Origin of the sequence: Micromonospora sp. CPM1 (genome assembly GCF_023896895.1) — a bacterium.
In the GTDB taxonomy this organism is placed as follows: Bacteria; Actinomycetota; Actinomycetes; order Mycobacteriales; family Micromonosporaceae; genus Micromonospora; species Micromonospora tulbaghiae.
This window is the reverse complement of the sequence record NZ_JAMHIU010000015.1, coordinates 42,909-60,920: the sequence shown is the minus strand read 5'-3', so window position 1 is coordinate 60,920 and position 18,012 is coordinate 42,909. Positions and strand designations below refer to the sequence as shown.

The 18,012-nt window shown below is 72.1% G+C and carries 18 protein-coding genes; 6 read left to right on the top strand and 12 right to left on the bottom strand.

Translation table 11 applies throughout. From position 1 onward, the window contains the following. Window positions 1–22 precede the first annotated feature (22 nt). Both M8C11_RS19400 and M8C11_RS19395 read left to right on the top strand, forming a co-directional pair. Window positions 23–523 carry a SigE family RNA polymerase sigma factor gene (locus M8C11_RS19400; RefSeq protein WP_187690268.1) on the top strand — a complete coding sequence of 167 codons (501 nt, stop codon included), beginning with the start codon at window positions 23–25 and terminating at the stop codon, window positions 521–523. Then, window positions 516–1,361, top strand: a complete 846-nt coding sequence (locus tag M8C11_RS19395; RefSeq protein ID WP_252451767.1) for a hypothetical protein — start codon at window positions 516–518, stop codon at window positions 1,359–1,361. Before M8C11_RS19400 ends, M8C11_RS19395 begins: the two co-directional genes overlap by 8 nt. A gap of 14 nt (window positions 1,362–1,375) precedes the next feature. Here M8C11_RS19395 and M8C11_RS19390 read toward each other — a convergent pair whose 3' ends face one another. The 7 genes from M8C11_RS19390 to M8C11_RS19360 form a co-directional block, all read right to left on the bottom strand. Beyond that, window positions 1,376–3,016 (bottom strand): cation acetate symporter, encoded by a 1,641-nt coding sequence (locus M8C11_RS19390; RefSeq protein ID WP_252451764.1) that lies wholly within the window; start codon window positions 3,014–3,016, stop codon window positions 1,376–1,378. Beyond that, window positions 3,016–3,366: a hypothetical protein gene (locus tag M8C11_RS19385; protein WP_176739863.1), complete on the bottom strand. Its 351-nt coding sequence runs from the start codon at window positions 3,364–3,366 to the stop codon at window positions 3,016–3,018. Before M8C11_RS19385 ends, M8C11_RS19390 begins: the two co-directional genes overlap by 1 nt. A gap of 262 nt (window positions 3,367–3,628) precedes the next feature. Beyond that, the gene (locus M8C11_RS19380; protein WP_252451762.1) at window positions 3,629–4,291 is read right to left on the bottom strand and encodes a DUF5701 family protein; all 663 of its coding nucleotides are present in this window, start codon (window positions 4,289–4,291) and stop codon (window positions 3,629–3,631) included. A 67-nt stretch (window positions 4,292–4,358) separates the two neighbouring features. After that, on the bottom strand, window positions 4,359–5,126 hold the full coding sequence (locus M8C11_RS19375) for a LytTR family DNA-binding domain-containing protein (RefSeq protein ID WP_252451760.1): 768 nt from the start codon (window positions 5,124–5,126) through the stop codon (window positions 4,359–4,361). Next, window positions 5,123–6,346, bottom strand: a complete 1,224-nt coding sequence (locus M8C11_RS19370; protein WP_252451758.1) for a sensor histidine kinase — start codon at window positions 6,344–6,346, stop codon at window positions 5,123–5,125. The genes M8C11_RS19375 and M8C11_RS19370 overlap by 4 nt, the downstream gene beginning before the upstream one ends. Before the next feature lie 33 nt (window positions 6,347–6,379). Beyond that, the gene (locus M8C11_RS19365; protein ID WP_120572591.1) at window positions 6,380–7,885 is read right to left on the bottom strand and encodes a sugar transferase; all 1,506 of its coding nucleotides are present in this window, start codon (window positions 7,883–7,885) and stop codon (window positions 6,380–6,382) included. Between the two features lie 324 nt (window positions 7,886–8,209). Continuing rightward, window positions 8,210–9,070 carry an Fpg/Nei family DNA glycosylase gene (locus M8C11_RS19360; RefSeq protein ID WP_047890506.1) on the bottom strand — a complete coding sequence of 287 codons (861 nt, stop codon included), beginning with the start codon at window positions 9,068–9,070 and terminating at the stop codon, window positions 8,210–8,212. Window positions 9,071–9,094: 24 nt separating this feature from the next. Here M8C11_RS19360 and M8C11_RS19355 point away from each other — a divergent pair, with 24 nt between their 5' ends. The 3 genes from M8C11_RS19355 to M8C11_RS19345 all read left to right on the top strand — a co-directional run bounded on the left by M8C11_RS19355 (window position 9,095) and on the right by M8C11_RS19345 (window position 11,084). After that, window positions 9,095–10,345, top strand: coding sequence for a glycosyltransferase family 4 protein (locus M8C11_RS19355; RefSeq protein WP_252451756.1), 1,251 nt, complete (start codon window positions 9,095–9,097; stop codon window positions 10,343–10,345). 65 nt (window positions 10,346–10,410) lie between these two features. Continuing rightward, window positions 10,411–10,695: a type II toxin-antitoxin system Phd/YefM family antitoxin gene (locus tag M8C11_RS19350; protein ID WP_252451754.1), complete on the top strand. Its 285-nt coding sequence runs from the start codon at window positions 10,411–10,413 to the stop codon at window positions 10,693–10,695. Then, window positions 10,692–11,084, top strand: coding sequence for a type II toxin-antitoxin system VapC family toxin (locus M8C11_RS19345; RefSeq protein ID WP_252451752.1), 393 nt, complete (start codon window positions 10,692–10,694; stop codon window positions 11,082–11,084). Before M8C11_RS19350 ends, M8C11_RS19345 begins: the two co-directional genes overlap by 4 nt. 12 nt (window positions 11,085–11,096) lie before the next feature. Here M8C11_RS19345 and M8C11_RS19340 read toward each other — a convergent pair whose 3' ends face one another. The 4 genes from M8C11_RS19340 to M8C11_RS19325 all read right to left on the bottom strand — a co-directional run bounded on the left by M8C11_RS19340 (window position 11,097) and on the right by M8C11_RS19325 (window position 14,106). Continuing rightward, window positions 11,097–11,819, bottom strand: coding sequence for a CDP-alcohol phosphatidyltransferase family protein (locus M8C11_RS19340; protein ID WP_252451750.1), 723 nt, complete (start codon window positions 11,817–11,819; stop codon window positions 11,097–11,099). Further along, window positions 11,794–12,861: an iron-containing alcohol dehydrogenase family protein gene (locus M8C11_RS19335; RefSeq protein WP_252451748.1), complete on the bottom strand. Its 1,068-nt coding sequence runs from the start codon at window positions 12,859–12,861 to the stop codon at window positions 11,794–11,796. The genes M8C11_RS19340 and M8C11_RS19335 overlap by 26 nt, the downstream gene beginning before the upstream one ends. After that, the gene (locus tag M8C11_RS19330; RefSeq protein WP_121683234.1) at window positions 12,849–13,580 is read right to left on the bottom strand and encodes a sugar phosphate nucleotidyltransferase; all 732 of its coding nucleotides are present in this window, start codon (window positions 13,578–13,580) and stop codon (window positions 12,849–12,851) included. Before M8C11_RS19330 ends, M8C11_RS19335 begins: the two co-directional genes overlap by 13 nt. A gap of 70 nt (window positions 13,581–13,650) precedes the next feature. Further along, complete coding sequence (locus tag M8C11_RS19325) at window positions 13,651–14,106, bottom strand: NUDIX domain-containing protein (protein ID WP_233585397.1); 456 nt, start codon at window positions 14,104–14,106, stop codon at window positions 13,651–13,653. 112 nt (window positions 14,107–14,218) lie between these two features. Here M8C11_RS19325 and M8C11_RS19320 point away from each other — a divergent pair, with 112 nt between their 5' ends. Next, window positions 14,219–14,611 (top strand): cyclic nucleotide-binding/CBS domain-containing protein, encoded by a 393-nt coding sequence (locus tag M8C11_RS19320; protein ID WP_013289279.1) that lies wholly within the window; start codon window positions 14,219–14,221, stop codon window positions 14,609–14,611. Between the two features lie 98 nt (window positions 14,612–14,709). On the opposite strand, the gene M8C11_RS19315 is transcribed toward M8C11_RS19320, so the two are convergent. Continuing rightward, a complete protein-coding gene (locus M8C11_RS19315; protein WP_121683233.1) occupies window positions 14,710–17,796 on the bottom strand; it encodes a malectin domain-containing carbohydrate-binding protein in 3,087 nt (1,028 codons plus the stop codon). Window positions 17,797–18,012: the final 216 nt, after the last annotated feature.

The window sequence follows — 18,012 nt, the reverse complement described above, 5'->3', positions numbered from 1 at the left end:
AGGGACGGCAGCGGGGAGAGACATGGATCCGGACAGTGGGTTCGAGGAGTTCTACCGGAACAGCAGACAACGCGTGGTGACGGTGCTGTACGCGCTCGGCGGCGACCGGGCCGAGGCTCAGGACGCCGCCCAGGAGGCGTACGCGCGGGCCTGGCAGCGCTGGTCGCAGGTGAGCGAGTACGACGATCCGGAGGCGTGGGTGCGTACGGTCGGGCACCGCCTGCTGGTCAACCGGTGGCGCAAGGTCCGCAACAGCGTCGTCGCCTACCGGCGGCACGGGCCACCACCGCCCGTGCGGCCACCTTCGGAGAACACGGTGGCGCTGGTCGCCGCGCTGCGGCAGCTCTCCGCGGACCAGCGGCAGGCGGTGGTCCTCCATCACCTGGCGGACCTGTCGGTCGCGGAGATAGCCGCGCAGACCGGCGTACCCAGCGGCACGGTCAAGGCTCGCCTCTCCCGGGGCCGCAAGGCCCTCGCCGCCCTGCTCGACATGACCCTGCCGGAGGAGATCCGCAATGCCTGAGCCGATCTTCTCGGACCTGTACCGGGACACCGAGCACCTCGTCTGGGCCCCCACGGAGCAGGTGCGCCGTCGCGGCCGGCAGCGGACGAGGCGTACCCGGATCGCCGCCGCTCTGGCCGCCGCGGTCGCGGTGGGTGTCGTCACGTCGGGGGTGGCGCTGGCCCGTCCCGACGTCGCACCGCCACCCGTGCCTCCGGCCACAGTCGTTCCCAGCACGCCGGCGCCCACGCGCAGCGTCACGCCGTCCGCGGAGCCGTCCGCGAGCGGGACGCCGACGCCGGACCGCACCATCGGACGGCCGTCCGGCACGACCGGCGGGTCGACCGGGCGTCCGCCGAGCCGGACGATCCCGGCGGCGGCGATGCTCCAGCTCGCCGATCTGCCGAAGGGCTTCACGACGCCGGCGAAGGTGGACGGCGACTGGTCCCTGGAGTCCGCGACCGTCCACTGCGACAACGAGTCGCCGGCGCTGGACACCGGGCAGGTGGCGAGCAGGTCGGTGCAGTTCGACTCGCCCAGCGACTGGATCGTCGAGCGGGTGACGCGGCACTCGGGCACCTCCGCCACCACCGTCATGAAGCGGGTCCGCCAGTTGGTCACGGACTGCGAGCCGGCGCACCCGGACGACTCGTTCTCCGTCCTGGCCGAGTCGCTCGGCGGCGACGACGCGGTGCTCGTGGGCGGCGAGATCGACGGCACGCCCGCCCGCTGGGTCGTGGTGCGGCAGGGCGACCTGGTCGCTCAACTGCGGGTCGACCACCAGACCACGCCCCGCGAGGCCCGGCGCGTCGTCGGATGGGTGGTGAACCGCCTCTGCGTCGGCACCGACAGCTGCTGACCGGTCTGCCCGCGTCACAGACGCAGCGACTCCGGGGTGTGCAGGCGGAGCATTGTGGCGCCGACGTCGCGGGGCAGCCGCCGCCGGCTCGCCATCGACACCACCACCATGACGGTGAACGCCAGCGGCACCGTCCACGCCGCGGGCTGGGTGGTGAGCGTCGCCGGCCACCCGGTCAGCGGCGGGCCGAGCACGGTGAGCAGCACCGCGCCGACCGCCGCGCCGCCGCCGACCAGCACCCCGGCGGCGGCGCCCAGGTCGGTCAGGCCGCGCCACCAGATGCCGAGCACCAGCAGCGGGCAGAAGCTCGACGCGGCGACAGCGAACGCCAGCCCCACGACCTGCGAGACGTCCAGCCCGGAGACGTTCAGGGCGAGCACCGCCGGCACCCCGCCGGCGATCACCGTGGCGATCCGGAAGCCGCGTACCGAGCCGCGGCCCAGCACGTCGGTGGAGATCACCCCGGCCACGCTCGTGAGCAGGCCGGACGAGGTGGACAGGAACGCCGCGAACGCGCCGGCGGCGACGAGCGCGGCGAGCAGCCGGCCGGTGGTGCCGTCGCCGAGCGCCGCGCCGGGCAGCAGCACCACCACCGCGTCGGTCTGGCCGCTGACGAGCAGTTGCGGGGTGTAGATGCGGCCCAGCACGCCGTAGACGGTGGGCAGCAGGTAGAAGACGCCGACGAGCGCCAGCACCACGAGCGTGGTGCGGCGGGCGGCGGCGCCGTCGGGATTGGTGTAGAAGCGGACCAGCACGTGCGGCAGGCCCATCGTGCCGAGGAACGTGGCCAGGATCAGCGAGTACGTGGCGAACAGTCCCCGGTCGTCCTCGCCCGCCGTGTCCGGCAGCAGCCATTCGGTGGCGCTGGTCGCCGCGCCGGACACCTCCGGCACCGGGTCACCGGCGGCGAACTCCAGGCGGTCGCCGGGGCGTACCTCCCGGATGTCGCCGTCGGGCAGGGTGAGCGTCGCGCGGTGCTCGACCACGACAGTGGTCGCGGTCCGGAACGTCGGGCCGTCGGGCGGGGTCACCGCCGGGCGGGCGTCGGCCTGCCACTGCAACGCCAGGAAGATCGCGGGTACGGCGAGGGCGGTGAGCTTCAGCCAGTACTGGAACGCCTGCACGAAGGTGATCGCCCGCATGCCGCCCAGCGCCACGTTCGCGGTCACCACCACGGCGACGAGCAGCGCGCCGAGCGGGTACGGCGAGCCGGTGAGCGTGGCCAGCGTCAGCCCGGCGCCCTGCAACTGCGGCACCAGGTAGAGCCAGCCGATGAAGATCACGAAGACGGTGGCGAGCGTCCGCAGCCGGCGCGAGCCGAGCCGCACCTCGCAGAAGTCGGGCAGCGTGAACGCGCCGGAGCGGCGCAGCGGCGCGGCCACGAACAGCAGCAGCGCGAGGTAACCGGCGGCGAAGCCGACCGGGTACCAGAGCACGTCCACGCCGTACTTGAGGATCAGTCCGGCGACGCCGAGGAAGCTCGCCGCCGACAGGTACTCCCCGCCGATCGCGGCGGCGTTCCAGGTCGGGCTGACCGCCCGGGACGCGACCAGGAAGTCCGAGGTGGTCCGCGCCAGCCGCAGCCCGTAGAACCCGATGCCGACGGTGACCAGGGTGACGGCGACGATCGCCGGGACCACGTAGCCGTTGGACATCAGTGTTCCGGCCGTCGGATCAGGTCGACGAAGTCCTGCTCGTTGCGTTCGGCCAGCCGCACGTACGCCCAGCCGACCACGATCAGGAACGGGAAGGACACCACGCCGAGCAGCAGCCACGGCAGGTTGACCCCGAGCACTGTGACCCGGCCGACGGTGGGCGCGATGGCGAACAGCCAGGGCAGGCCGCCGAGGCCGATCAGCACCAGCAGGCTGAGCCGCAGGGCGAGGGAGAGCTGGGCGCGCATCAGCCCCTGCACGAGCGTCTCGCCGACCGGGGTCTGCTGGGTCAGCTCGGATCGGGTGCGGTCGGCCGGGTCGCCCGTCCGCGAGACCTCGGCCAGCACGATCCGGGTCCGCTTCGGCGCGGCGGCCGGCGCCGAAGCGCTTCCCGGCTCGGCGGTGGGTGGGGACGCGCGCGGGCCGGGAACCGGGGCGGCCCCGACGGGCCGCCCCGAAGGTTGCTGTTCCTCGGCTCCGGTCACCCCCGGCAGTCTCGCCCGCTCAGCGGGATTGTCAAGAGCACGGCTCCGAGCCCTGTGCACAACCTGTGGATAACGCTTCACGGTTGTGGATAACCCGGTGGATGGCGTGGAGTCGTTGTGGACAGCGTCAGTCCAGCCCCACCCGTACCGGGTTCGCGGTCGCCGAGCCGAGCCATGTGTGCGGGTTGCCGAACCAGCACCAGCCGAGCTTCGGCGCGCCCTGGCTGATCCAGAGCGCCGGCACCCGCCGGTCGCCGCAGCGCGACCCGACGAGCGAGAAGCACCTGTTGCTCGCCAGCGCCTGCGGGTGCAGCGTGACGAACGCCAGCCCTTCGTCGATGGTGATCGGCAGCCGGTCCTTCGCGGTCATGTCCTCGAGCGCGGCCGACGGCGGCACGTTGCGGTACTCCTCGCCCCGGTCCACGTCGAAGAGCAGGTACGCGGGCCCGGGCGGCACCTCCAGTTCCTTGATCGGGTCGAAGGTGGGCAGGTCGTCGGCGGGGAAGTTCCGGTCGAGGACGCCGGTCTTGCGCTTGCCGGCGAGCGTGGTGAGCGCGATCCGTTCCGGCACCGGCACCAGCTCCCGCGTGGTCACCAGCAGGAACGGCACCCGCGCGTCGGTGGGGCCGGCCAGCTCGGCGGCACCGGTCACGGCCGCGTCGCGCAGTGGGGTGAGCAGCGTCCGGAACTCCTCCTCGGTCTGTCCGGCCAGCGCCGGGTAGCCGAGCTGGACGAGGCGGTCGAGCTGGCGGTCGAATTCGGTAGCGGCGTCGAAGCGGTCGTCGGACATGCGGTCCTCCACCCTGTCGTACGGTCTGCCGTACATTGTACGTCAGCGTCGACGGTGACCCCGCCCGTCAGCGACTCCAGTCCTGTTTCGCGGCGCGGACCAGCTTGTCCTTCAGCTCCCGGGTGTGCCGCCGGCTCACCGGCAGCTCGGATCCGTCGATCACCACCACGTAGCCGGAGTTCACCAGCCGTAGCTCGGCGATGAGCCGCAGCTGCACCAGGTAGGAACGGTGGATCCGGACGAACCCGGCGTCGGCCCAGCGCTCGGCCAGCGTCGCCAGCGAGACCCGGACCAGGTGCGACCCCTCCGCCGTGTGCAGCCGCGCGTAGTCGCCCTGCGCCTCCACCCACCGCACCGCCGAGCGGGGCAGCATCCGGGTGGTGCCGGCCAGCTCGATCGGGATGGTCGGATCCTCCTCGGCCCGGGCCAGCGCGGCCGGATGCGACGGCACCACCCGGGAGCCGACCACCCGGCGCAGCGACTCGGCCAGCCGCTCGGCGCGTACCGGCTTGCGCACGTAGTCGGTGGCGCCCAGGTCGAACGCGTCCACCGCGCCGTCGTCGTACGCGGTGACGAACACGATCGCCGGCGGACGGGCGAACCGGCGCAGGACGCGGGCCAGCTCCATGCCGTCCAGCCCCGGCATCCGGATGTCGAGGAACACCACGTCCACGTCGTCGTCGCGCAGCACACGCAGCGCCTCGGTCGCGTCCCCGGCCGTGTGCAGCCGGGCCACCCGGGGATCGGCGCGCAGGTGGTACGCCAGTTCGTCGAGCGCGGGCGGCTCGTCGTCCACCGCCAGCACCCGGAGGAATCCGGTGCCGGTGACGGTCATGACGACGCCCGGACGCCGGGGTGGAACTTCGGTACGCGCATGCTGACCTTCGTACCCGAACCCAGGCCGGTCTCCACGACCAGGCCGAACCCGTCGCCGAAGACCGACCGGAGCCGTTCGTCGACGTTCGAGAGGCCGACGTGCTGCCCCGGGTCGTCGGCCGGGTCGCCGGTCGCACCCGACACCTCCGCGATGCCGGCGGTCAGCGTCGTCGGATCCATCCCCACCCCGTCGTCCTCCACCGTGATGTGACACTCCGCGCCCGCGTCCCGGGCCTCGATGCTCACCATGCCGGTGCCCGGCTTGCGGGACAACCCGTGGCGGACCGCGTTCTCTACCAGCGGCTGGAGGCAGAGGAACGGCAGCGTCACCGGCAGCACCTCCGGCGCGATCTGGAGGCGCACCTGGAGCCGCTCGCCGAAACGCGCCCGCTCGATGGTCAGGTAGCGGTCGATCGAGCGCAGCTCCTCGGCGAGCGTGGTGAACTCGCCGTGCGCCCGGAACGAGTAGCGGGTGAACTCGGCGAACTCCAGGATCAGCTCCCGCGCCCGCTCCGGGTCGGTGCGCACGAACGAGCCGATCGCGGTGAGCGCGTTGTAGATGAAGTGCGGGCTGATCTGGGCGCGCAGCGCGCGCACCTCGGCCCGCGCAAGCCGCTCCCGCGACGACTCCAGCTCGGCCAGCGCGAGCTGGTCACCCGCCCAGTGCGCGGTCTCCAGCGTCGCCTGCACCAGCCCCGGGGCCGGGCGCTCGTCGGCCACCGCCACCAGCGCCCCGACCACCCGCCCGTCCGCGCGCAGCGGCGCCACCACCGCGCCGCGTACCGGGCAGTCGACCAGGTCGCAGTGCAGCTCCGACTCGCCCAGCACTGTCGAGCGCCCGCTGTCGGCCGCCCGCCGGGCCGCCGCGACCAGCTGGTCGCCGTGGTGCGCGCCCTGCCCGTCGACCGCGAGCAACGCGTCCCGGTCGGTCAGCGCCAGCCCGGCCGCGCCCACGAGGGCCCGCAGATGGCGTACGGCCTTCGCCGCGTCCGCCGCGGTAAGGCCCGCGCGCAGCGGCTCGGCGGCGAGCCCTGCCGTGTGCAGCACCTCGTACGTGGCCCGCTGCGTGGCGGTGGCGATGCCCCGGCGGCCGCGCAGCCGCAGCACCGCCCAGAGCGCCGCGGCCAACGCGGTGATCAGCGAGACGACGGCGAAGACGGCGGAGAGGTTGCCACCCACGCAGCGATCCTGCCGGGTGCCGGCCCGGTAGCGCTAGTACGCGCCCTTGCGAGCAAGCACCACGCCCACGGTCCGCCACAGGATGCTCAGGTCGTACGCCAGCGACCAGTTGTCGACGTAGTAGAGGTCGAGCCGGACCGCCTCGTCCCAGGACAGGTCGGAGCGGCCGGAGACCTGCCACAGACCGGTCATGCCCGGCCGGACCAGCAGCCGGCGCCGCACGTCGCCGAGGAAGTCGCCGTCGTCGGCGGGCAGCGGGCGCGGGCCGACGAGCGACATCTCGCCCCAGAGCACGTTGATCAGCTGGGGCAGCTCGTCCAGCGACGTGGCACGCAGGAAGCGGCCCACCGGGAAGACCCGGGGGTCCTGCTTCATCTTGAACAGCATGCCGTCGGTCTCGTTCCGGTCGACCAGGCCGGCCAGCCGCTCCTCGGCGTCCACGTACATGGTCCGGAACTTCCAGACCCGGAACGTCCGCCCCTCGTGGCCCACGCGGGGCTGGCGGAAGAAGACCGGCCCGGGGTCGGAGATCCGGATCGCGACGGCGATGGCGAGGAAGAGCGGGACCAGCAGCAGCAGGCCCAGCCCGGCGGCGACCCGGTCCATCAGGTTCTTGGCCAGCAGCGCCGGCCCGGACAGGGTCGGCTCCTCGACGTGCAGCAGCGGCAGACCCTCGATCGGGCGGATGTGCACCCGGGGACCGGCGATGTCGGTGAGCTGGGGCGCGACCACCAGGTCGACGCCGGAGCCCTCCAGCTGCCAGGCCAGCCGACGCAGCTCGCCCGGCTCGGCACTGGCCGATCCGCAGACCGCGATCGTGTCGCCGCCGACCTCACGCACCAGGGCCAGGACGTCGCGGCCCGCGTACACCGGCACCGGGGTCTCCAGGCCGCGCGCGGCGGCGTACCCGTCGGTGAGGTGGATGGCCACCGGCACCAGGCCGACGGACGGGTTCCGGGTGACCGTGGTGTAGACCTCCAGGCACTCCGGAAGCGTGCCGACGAGCACCATCCGGTGCCCGGCGTGGCCGGCGCGGCGGCGCAGCGCGTGCAGGCAGGCCCGGGCGATCATGCGGACGAGCAGGATCAGCAGCAGGGCGCCGAGCAGCGCGAAGCCGACCGTCCAGCGGGACAGGGTGGTCTTCGTGGCGAAGGCGAGGAACGACACCGTCGCGGCGACCGCCACGCCGCCGCGGATCACCCGCTTGTACTCGTCCGGGCCGAGGCCCAGGTAGCGCCGGTCGTAGGCCCGGTTGCCCCAGAGGATGAGCACCCAGCCGAGCGGCAGCAGGACGAACGCCACGGTGTAGAACCACGCCTCGGGCGCGTTCCGGAAGCCGGAGGCGGCCTGCTCGAAGATCTGCACGGCCAGGAAGCTGGCCAGGGCGGCCGCGCCGAAGTCGAGCAGCAGCAGGAGGGCGATGTAGGGCCGGTGCCACCGGGACACCCGGCGCCGGGCGCGAGCCCACGCCGACCGGGGTACGCCGTTGTGCGACGGCGGAGTCGGCGGCTGGATCTCAAAGCTGTCGACGTGCCGCACGCTCTTGCTCCGGCCTCTGTCGGTTACCGGGCGCTGGAGGCTTGTCGTCACCTCAACCCATGTCCTCCCGCATGACCCGCGTCCTCACTCGGCGTGAGGGCCCGGGTCGCTCACCGTCCCAGTCTCCCACGCGGGCCCGGCCCGGACCGGCCCCCGCGAGGAAGCCGTTCCGCTGGTGCTCGGTGAGATCTGGCCGGCTCCGAATCAGTTGTGAAGCCGGGGACCGAGCCACTATACCGATGGATGACGGCTCGGGTAGAGGGGCGGACCGGACCTTCGGTGATCGGGGGTCGATTCCGCTCGGTAACCGGCGAATGCCATTACTCACCGTACGAGGCGGGACAACCTTCGGTCAGCCAGCGGCTTCCCGCCGGTCTGACAGGTGGGGCAGTACTGGAGGCTCGAATCGGCGAACGAGACCTCCCGCACGGTGTCGCCACACACCGGACACGGCAGTCCCTTGCGGGCGTGCACCTTCAGGCCCGAACGCTTCTCGCCCTTCAGCTCCGCGGCCCGCTGCCCCATCGACCGGCGTACCGCGTCGCCGAGGACCGTGCGTGTCGCCGCGTGCAGACCGGCGAGCTGGTCGTCGGTGAGCCGGTCGGTGATCGCGAACGGCGAGAGCCGCGCCGCGTGCAGGATCTCGTCCGAGTACGCGTTCCCCACCCCGGCGAGCACCGCCTGGTCGGTCAGCACGCCCTTCACCTGACCCCGGCGGCTGCGCAGCCGCTCGGCGAATGTGGGCAGGTCCGCCTCCAGCGCGTCCGGCCCGAGCTTCGCCACGCCCGGCACCTGCGCCGGGTCGGTGACCAGGTAGGCGGCCAGCTTCTTCTGGGTGCCGGCCTCGGTCAGGTCGAAGCCGGAGCCGTCGTCGAGGCGTACCCGGACCGCGATCGGGCCCTTGCCGGGCCGCAGCGGGGTCGCCGACGGGAACGCCTCCCGGTAGTGCAGCCAGCCCGCCCGGGCCAGGTGGACCACCAGGTGCAGTCCCTCGTCGAACCGTACGTCCAGGAACTTGCCGTACCGGCCGGCGCCGGTGACCGCACGGCCGGCGACCGCGCTCGGCGGCGGATCGTACGTCTTCAGCGCGCTGATCGCGGCGACCTCGAACCGCTCGACGCGGCGGCCCACCGCACGCTCGCGCAGGTAACCGGCGAGCGCTTCCACCTCCGGAAGTTCGGGCACGGTACAACGGTAGCCTTCTTTCCCGTGAGAATCGTGGTGGCGCACAACCGGTACCGGGAAGCCCAGCCCTCCGGCGAGAACACGATCGTCGACGCGGAGATCGCTCAGCTCACCGCCGCCGGCGTGGAGGTGCTGCCGTTCCTGCGCAGCTCGGACGAGATCCCGTCGATGTCCAAGCCGGCCAAGGCGCTGCTGCCGATCTCGCCGATCTGGGCCCCGAAGGCCCAGCACGACCTCGACCGCCTGCTCACCGAGCACCGGCCGGACGTGTTGCACCTGCACAACCCGTACCCCCTGCTCTCGCCCTGGGTGGTGCGGACCGCGCACAAGCGCGGTGTGCCGGTGGTGCAGACCGTGCACAACTACCGGCAGGTCTGCTCCTCGGGCCTCTACTTCCGCGACGGCGTGATCTGCCAGGACTGCCGGGGGCGGACGCTGGGCGTACCGGCGATCGTGCACCGCTGCTACCGCAACTCCCGGGCGCAGAGCGCGCTGATGGCGACCACGCTCGCTGTGCACCGCCCCACCTGGAAGTCGGTGGACCGGTACATCGCGCTCACCACGGCTGTGGCTGATCATCTGCGCGACTACGGCATCCCGGACGAGCGGATCGTGGTCAAGCCGAATGCGGTACCCGACCCGGGCACCCCGGCGCCGGCCGGGAACGGCTTCCTCTTCATGGGCCGGCTCAGCCCCGAGAAGGGCCTGGACCTGCTGCTCTCGGCGTGGCGGCGGCACCCGGTGGGCGCGCTCGGCCCGCTGCGCATCGCCGGTGACGGCGAGCTGCGTCCGCTCGCCGAGGCGGCCGCCGCGGAGCGGCCCGACGTGCTCTACCTGGGCCAGCTCGACCGCCCCGGGGTACGCGCGGCGCTGGCCGACAGCTCCGTGGTGCTGGCCACGTCCACCTGGCACGACGTGCTGCCCACGGTGATCATCGAGGCGCTGGCGGCCGGGCGGCCGGTGCTCGGGACCGCACTCGGCGGCATCCCGTACCTGGTGGGCGCGGACGGCCCGCGTGAGCCCGCCGGCACCGGCCCGGCCGAGGTGGCCACCGCGGCGCCGGGCGACGGGCGGGTCGCGTTGCCCTCCGGCGTGCGGCGCGGCGTGGCCGGCTGGGTGGTGGCGCCGGAGGCCGACGCGCTGGCGGCGGCACTGCCGCTGGCCGCCGCCGAGGCGACCGCGCTGGCCCCGGCGGCCCGAAGCCGCTACGAGCGCACCTTCCACCCCGACGTGATCACCAAGCGCCTGATCGACATCTACGCCTCGCTCACCTGAGTGTCGGCCGGTGCGGCCGGCTTGTAGGTACAATCGGGCTGTTGTCGGCACAAGGGAGGTGCGCGGTGAGCACCGTGTCCGTGCGCGAGTTCTCCTACAACCCCAGCGCGATGTTCGCCCGCGTGGAACAGGGCGAGACGATCGAGGTCACGCGGCACGGCAGCGTGATCGCCGTGCTGCTGCCGGGTTCGGGGACGCTGGGCAGGTACGCGACCCTGGTGGCGAAAGGGGTGATCCGCCTCAAGGCGACCACCACGAGCGACATCGACCGGCTGCCCCGCTACGACGTGCCGCCCGACGTGTCGCCCCTTGAGCTGCTGTTGGCCGACCGCGAGGACGACGAGCGGTGATCTATCTGGACTCGTCCGCCTTGATCACTCTGATCGCCGGCCGTACCTACGTCACGGAACTTCAGGAATTCCTGGCGAGCCGGGCGGGCATCCCGATGGGAACCAGCTCAGTCGGATTCGTCGAGACGGTACGCACCCTCGACCGGATCGGCGACTACCCGGACGCCATGCAGATGCTGGTACGGAACTTCACCGAGATCCTGGTGACCGAGGAGGTCCGTGATTCGGCGGCTGCCCTGCCCGCCGGCATCCGGACGCTGGACGCGCTACACGTGGCGAGTGCCCAGGCCCTCGGAGATGCGCTCGACACGCTCCTCACATACGACAAGCGGATGTCGGACATCGCCGTCTCGGTGGGCTTACCGGTCGCGGCTCCCGGCACCGACTAGGTCTCCTGCACCTCAGCGCAGGGAGGCGCGGGCGGAGAACGCGATGCTGGCCAGCAGGAAGCCGCCGTTGACGATCGTGAACGCCACCATCACCCAGAACGCCAGCGCGGGCGCGAACGCCAGCACCAGGCCGGCCACGAAGATCACCGCGCCGTAGTCGCGGACCAGCTTGACCAGGCGTACCGGGAGCGAGGTCGAGGTGACCATGCTCGCCGCGTTCGGCCCGGACTGCATCACCGAGGTCACCAGGTTGACCATCCAGGTGCCGGCGAACACCGCCACCAGCCAGACCGGCGTGGACGGGCGCTGCGCCACGGCTGTCGCGCCGATCGCGGCCACCAGCGCGATCTGGGCGGCCACGTCGCAGAGCACGTCGATCCGGGCGCCGGCCGCGCTGCCCTGACCGGTCACCCGGGCGAGCTGCCCGTCGGCGCAGTCCAGCGCGTACGCGATCTGCCAGGCGACCAGGGCGACCAGCCCGACCACCCAGGCCGGGACGGTGCCGGCGGCCACGTCGTCGGCGAGCGCCACCACGGTGACCGAGGCGGCCAGCCCCAGCACCAGGTTGGTCAGCGTCAGCGCGGTCGGGCGCAGCCCCAGGCGCTGGGCGGCAAGCGCGAAGGCCGCGCCGATCCACTGGCTGATCGACTCGCTGAACAGGCCACCTCCCCGGTTGACCCGGTGGAAGTCGGCGACGGTGGGGCGGGGCTCAGCCAATGTGGTCGCGGAGGGCACCGGCGTAGTCTGCCAGCCGCTCCCGCGTCTCGGTAGCCGACATCGCGAGGTGTTCGAGGATGGTGTAGCGGTCCGGCCGGGTGGCCGGTGCGAACTGCACCGCCTCGACGAACTGGTCGTCGGTCAGCTCGACCTCGGCGGGCAGCCGGGGCAGCCCGTGCCGGGTCAGGCAGGCCGCCATCTCGGCGAACCGGCGCTCGTCGCCGCGCAGGAACGTGCAGAACAGCGCGCCCAGCCCGGCCAGCTCGCCGTGCGAGGCGGTGCCGGGGAACAGCGCGTCGATCGCGTGCATGATCTCGTGGCAGCCGCCGCTGCACGGCCGGCTGGTGCCCTCGATCGCCATCGCCAGGCCGCTGGAGATCAGCGCGTCGGCGAGCACCGTGACGAAGCCGTCGTCGCTCATGTCGCCCGGGTGGTTGAGCACCGCCTCCGCGCCCGCCCGTGACAGCGAGGCGGCCAGCCCGTCGACCCGCTCACCGCGTACCCGCCGGGCCAGTTCCCAGTCCGCCAGCGCGCTGATGTTGCTGACCACGTCCCCGACGCCGGCCCGGTTGTGCCGCTCCGGCCCGGCCTCCACGAAGTCCAGGTCCACGATCACCGCGATCGGGATGTGCACGCCGTAGGAGCCCTTCAGGCCCTCGGTGATCAGGCTGGCGACCGGGGAGGCGATGCCGTCGTTGGCGAGGCTCGTCGCCACCGACACCATCGGCAGACCGCGCCGGGTCGCCGCGTACTTGGCCACGTCGATGGTCTTGCCGCCGCCGATGCCGACCACCGCGTCGTACGACCGGGCGCGCAGCTTCGCCCCCAGGTCGTCGGCGGCGTCGAGCGTGCCGCCGGCAACCGTGAAGACGTCGGCCGAGCGCAGCGACGGCCGGATCAGTTCGGCGATCCGCTCGCCCTGCCCCGGCCCGACCACCACGGCGACGTCGCCACCGGCGGAGATCCGCCCGTCGGAGAGGATCGCCGCCAGGTCGGCCACCGCGCCCCGCCGCACGTCGATGTGCAGCGGGGTGAGGACGCTGCGGGCTAGTAGCGGCACGCGATCTCCCGCGCCCGGGCCAGATCGGCGTGGTTGTCGACCTCGACCCAGGAGACGTCACCGATCGGGGCCGCCCGCACCTCGCCACCGCGCTCGGCGAACTCCTGGTAGCCGTCCTCGTAGTAGAGGTTCGGGTCCCGCCGCCAGGTCGTCTCCAGCGCGTCGGCCAGCGCGTCGGCCACCTGCGGCTCGATCAGCGTCGCGCCGATGTACTCGCCGTACGCCTCGCCCGGGTCCATCAGCTTGGTGATCCGGGTGAGCTGGCCGGCGGCGTCGAAGGTGGTCTTCATCTCCTCCTCGGCCAGCGGCTTGAGCGTGTCGACGGCGAGCAGGATGCCGGGGCCACGCTCGGCCAGCAGCGTCTTCTCCACGCTCACCGGGTGCACGGTGTCGCCGTTGACGAGCAGCACGCCCCGGGAGAAGTGCTCACGCGCCAGCCAGAGCGAGTACGCGTTGTTCCACTCCTCGGCCTTGTCGTTGTGGACAAGGGTGAGCGTGACGCCGTACTTCTCCTCCAGGGCGGCCTGGCGCTGCCGTACCGCGTCGGCCGCGTAGCCGACCACGATCACCACCTCGTTCAGCCCCACCTCGGCGAGGTTGCGCAGCGCGATGTCGAGGATGGTGGTCTCCCCGTCGACCGGCACCAGGGCCTTGGGCAGGGTGTCGGTGTACGGCCGCAGCCGGCGCCCCGCTCCCGCGGCGAGCACCATCCCGATCATGCCGACACGCTCCTCTTCTCGACCCGATTCCACCCGGCGAGGATATCGCCGGGCACCGAGCCGCAGTGGTTCAGCCCGTCAGCCCGATCGAGCGCAGCGCGGCGAAGCCGTCCTCAGCGATCCGCCGGATCAGCCCGTCGTTGACGTCCCGGTGCTCGTCGAGCAACGCGATGTCACGTTCGGCCAGCCAGCGGAACTCGGTGTGCTTGCCGGCTTCCAGCCGGGGCCGGCTCAGGTCGCCGTCCACCCGGATCAGGAAGTCGGTCTCCACCCGGGTCAGCCCGTCGTCGGCGGTGTACCGGTATTCGCCGACCAGGCCGAGCACGTGCGACACGGCCCAGCCGGTCTCCTCGGTGACCTCCCGGCGCAGCGCGTCGTCGATCTCCTCGCCCGGTTCGAGGTGGCCGCCGACGATGTCCCAGCAGTTCGGGAAGAGACGGCGGTCGGGGGATCGGCGTTGGATGAAGATGCGGCCGTCGTCGTCGACGATCAGCGCGCCGGCGCAGCGGAGGGGCTCGGTGGGCACCCTCCGACAGTAGCCATCCGGGCCGTCTCCGGCGATGCCCGTTCTTGTCCCGGTACGCATCGATGGCCCACCATGTCCGTACTCAGTCGCCGTCCCACAGGGGTGATGTGTGATGCAGGTACGGGAAGCGATGTCCAGCGAGGTACTCGTGGTCGGGCCGGAGCACACGCTCCGGCAGGCGGCCCGGATGATGTCGGCCCGCGGTGTCGGGTCGGCGGTCGTGATCGACCCGGACTCCGAGGGGGTCGGGATCATGACCGAACGCGATGTGCTGAAGGCGATCGGAGCCGGGCTCGACCCGGATGTCGAGCGCACCGGAGCACACCTGACCTGGGACGTCGTCTACGCCGGCCCGGACTGGACGGTCGAGGAGGCGGCCGCGGCGATGGCCCGCGGCGGGTTCCGTCACCTGGTCGTGCTCGACGGCCGGGAGGTGGCGGGAGTGATCTCGGTACGGGACCTGATGCGGGTCTGGGCGGGAGAGCACGCGCCGACCCGTACCTGACCGGCCCCGGCGCGACCGGCGCCGGGAAAGGGCGATGGCCCGGCCGATATCGGCCGGGCCATCGTCGTCATGCGTTCCGTTTCGGTCGTGCCCGCCCGTCAGGGGCCGACGAAGACCGAGGTGCCGCGCCAGTCCACGTCGTCGACGCCCGGACCGCTGCGCACCGTGGCGGAGCCGGTCGGCACGCCGTCCGACCACGCCATCGAGGACAGGTTGCCGGTGCTCCGGGAGACGACGTAGAGCGTGTCGCCGTCCAGGAACAGGCCGCCCGCGTCGGCGAAGGCGGTGGTGCCGGTGACCGTGTTGCGCTCGGCGCCGACGGTGCCGGTGTCCGGCGCGAACCCGCGCCAGAACAGCGTGCTCTGACCGGCCAGCGAGTAGTAGATCCGGCCGCTCTTGTAGAACATCGCGGTCACGTTCGGCAGCTCCGCGGCGAAGTTGCCGGTCATGCCGGCGTACGTGGAGCCCTCCGGCGCGGAGCCGGTGACGACCGTGTCCCACTTGGCGTCGTGATACGGGTCGAGCTTCTTGGCGGTGCCGAACTCGCTGCCGTCGAACGACCGCTTGTAGAGGTCGCCGCCGACGCCGTAGAACAGGTCACCACCGACCCAGAACGCGCCCTTGATCTTCGACCAGCCGGTGTTGTCGCCGTTCGACACCGACATCGCGTTGCCGACCGAGGTCGCACCGTCGTACGTGCGCTTGGTGATGCTGTCGACGGTGGTGGCCGGCGGTACCGGGGGCAGCTTGACGATCTCGATGCCCTGCACCAGCGGGTTCTCCAGGACGCGACCGAAGTCGATGTCGATGTTGCCGTCACTGGTGATCGGGAACGCGCGCATGGTGCCCCGGTTGGTGGCGCCGATCGCGGCGATCGGGTCGAAGTTGCTCAGCTTGACCACGCCGTCGATGGTCACGTTGAACTTGCGCTTGCCGGCGGTGGCGGTGCCGGCCCAGCGGTTCGCCAGGTAGAGACGCACCTGCACCGGCGTGCCGGCCGGGACCGGGAAGTCCCACTGCATGTCCGGCGCGGGCGACTCGTCCCACCGCTCCGCGTTGAACAGCTCGACCGGCGTGCCCGACGGCACCGTGCCGTCGACCGAGGCGTTCGTGGTGTAGCTGGTCACCTGGTTGCCGGCGTTGTGGTAGGTGCTCGGCGCGGCGGCGGTGTCCGCGGCCCAGGCCGGGCCGCTCGGCGCCGCCAGCTGGTCGCCACCCGCGTTGACCCGGTAGAGCACGTCCGAGGCGTCCGGCGTGGGCGCGGTCTTGACGATCTCGATGCCGTGCAGCAGCGGGTTCTGGAGCACCCGGCCGAAGTCGATGTCGACCACGCCGTCGCTGACCACCGAGATGGACTGCATGGTGCCGCGGTCGGTCCCGCCGGCCGCGACGACCGGGTCGAAGTCGTTCAGCTTGAGCACACCGTCGACGCTGACGTCGAACTTGCGGGCGCCCGGCTTGCTCGTGCCGGACCAGCGGTTGCCCATGTAGATCCGGACGTCGACCCGGGTGCCGGCCGCGACCGGGATGTCCCACTGCATGTCCGGCGCGGTCGCCTCGTCCCACCGCTCCGTGTTGAACAGCGTGGCCGGCGTGCTCGCCGGCACGGTGGCGTCGAACGTCGCGTTCGTGGCGTAGCTGGTGACCTGGTTGCCCGTGTTGTGGTACGGGCTGGGCTCGGTGGCGCTGTCGGCGGCCCAGTCCGGCCCGCCGTCGGTGGCCGGGATGGCCGGACCACCGGCGTTGACCCGGTAGAGCACCTCGGTCTGCGCCGCGCGGCCGGCCTGGTAGACGTTGCCCGGCAGACCCTTCGTGCTGGTCGAGTGCGGGGCGTTGCCACCGTCCAGCGGGAAGAAGGCGAGCCGCTTGCGCTGGTAGTCGAAGTTGCCGATGTACTCCTGGTCGCTGCCCATCCAGAGGCCCTCCGGGGTCACCAGCATCTCGGTGACGCCGTAGCCGCGCGGGTGGCGGCCCGGGTTCCAGGACAGCGGCAGGCCGCTCACCGGGTCGAGCGCCGCGATACTGGCCCGCGGCACCGCGCCCGGTCCGGCCTTGTCGCGGGCGAGCGGGTTGTTCGACCAGCGGAAGTGACCGCCGACGTAGATGGCCTTCTCGCTGATGCCGACGGAGAGGAACGTGTCGCCGCCGGAGAAGTTCGTCCAGGTCGGCTTCTGGCCGTCGCCGGTGGCGTCGGTCTCCCAGCGGGCCGCGGAGTCGCAGAGCGTGCCGGGGTACGACGCGCCGGTGGTGACCACCACGAAGTACTTGCTGTCCGGCGAGAACTGGATGTCGCGCACCCACGAGTCGAACGCGGCGTACTTGCAGGCCGCGGAGTAGCCGTCGGTGTTCCAGTCGGCGATCGTGGCCGAGCTCGCGCCCAGGTTGATCCGCACGATCTGGTCGTGCACCACGTCGTCGGCCTTCTTGAAGTTGCCGATCACGACGAGGTGCTTGCCGTCCGGCGAGACGGTGAACTTCTCCACGCCGACACCGGCCGAGGCCCCGTTGTTGGTCGGGGTCCAGTTGTGGTGCTCGGTGAGCGACACGGTGAGGTAGTCGTCCACCGCGCCGGTGGTCGGGTTCAGCGAGGCCAGCCCGTTGCGGTTGGTCGTCGCGGTGACAGTGGTGAAGATGCCGCCGACCAGCAGGTGGCCGTCGACGAGCGCGATGTCGTTCACGGTGCCGTTGAACGCCGGGCCCTTGAACCCGTCGACGGGGGTGCCGTCCGCGACGTTCAGCAGCGCCAGCTTGCGGAAGTTCTTGTCGCCGACCTTGTTGAACTTGCCGGCGACGTAGACCGTGCCCGGGGTCGGGCCGGCGATGATCGCGGTGACGTCACCGTCGAGCACCGGCGCGAACGCGTTGTCGATCTTGCCGGTCGCCTTGTCGAAGGCGAGCAGTCCGCGGCGGTCGACCGGGGTGGGTGAGGAACCCCGGTTCTGCGCGTTGGTGAACGAGCCGCCGACGATCACCTTGCTGCCGGCGTCGTGGATGGCCACGACGTTGCCGTCGTTGATGTTCGGCGTCTTGTCCGAGGGCACCTCGCCGACCATCGTGCTGTGGTCGGGCGCGGGGGCCGTGGCCGGCGCGGCGAGCGCCGGCACCGGTGTGAACAAGGTGGCGATGCCGAGCACGGCAGCGCCGAAGGCGGACACCGAGCGGTGTCTCAGGATCGAGGAAGCCACAGGCTACTCCGGGGGGAAAACGTCGGAGGCGCTGCGATCGTGGTCGGTGCCGACATGAGGCGGGGCGTCACTCGACCGACCGCAGACGTGAGAGCAATACCTTCTCGCATTCGGCCGTCGCCCGTCCACCCGGGTTCGGCCTTTTTGGCCGAGGAAACGCCCCGGGTCACACGAAAAGACGAGCGACGATCACCTGGTGGATACGGAGGGTGGTGC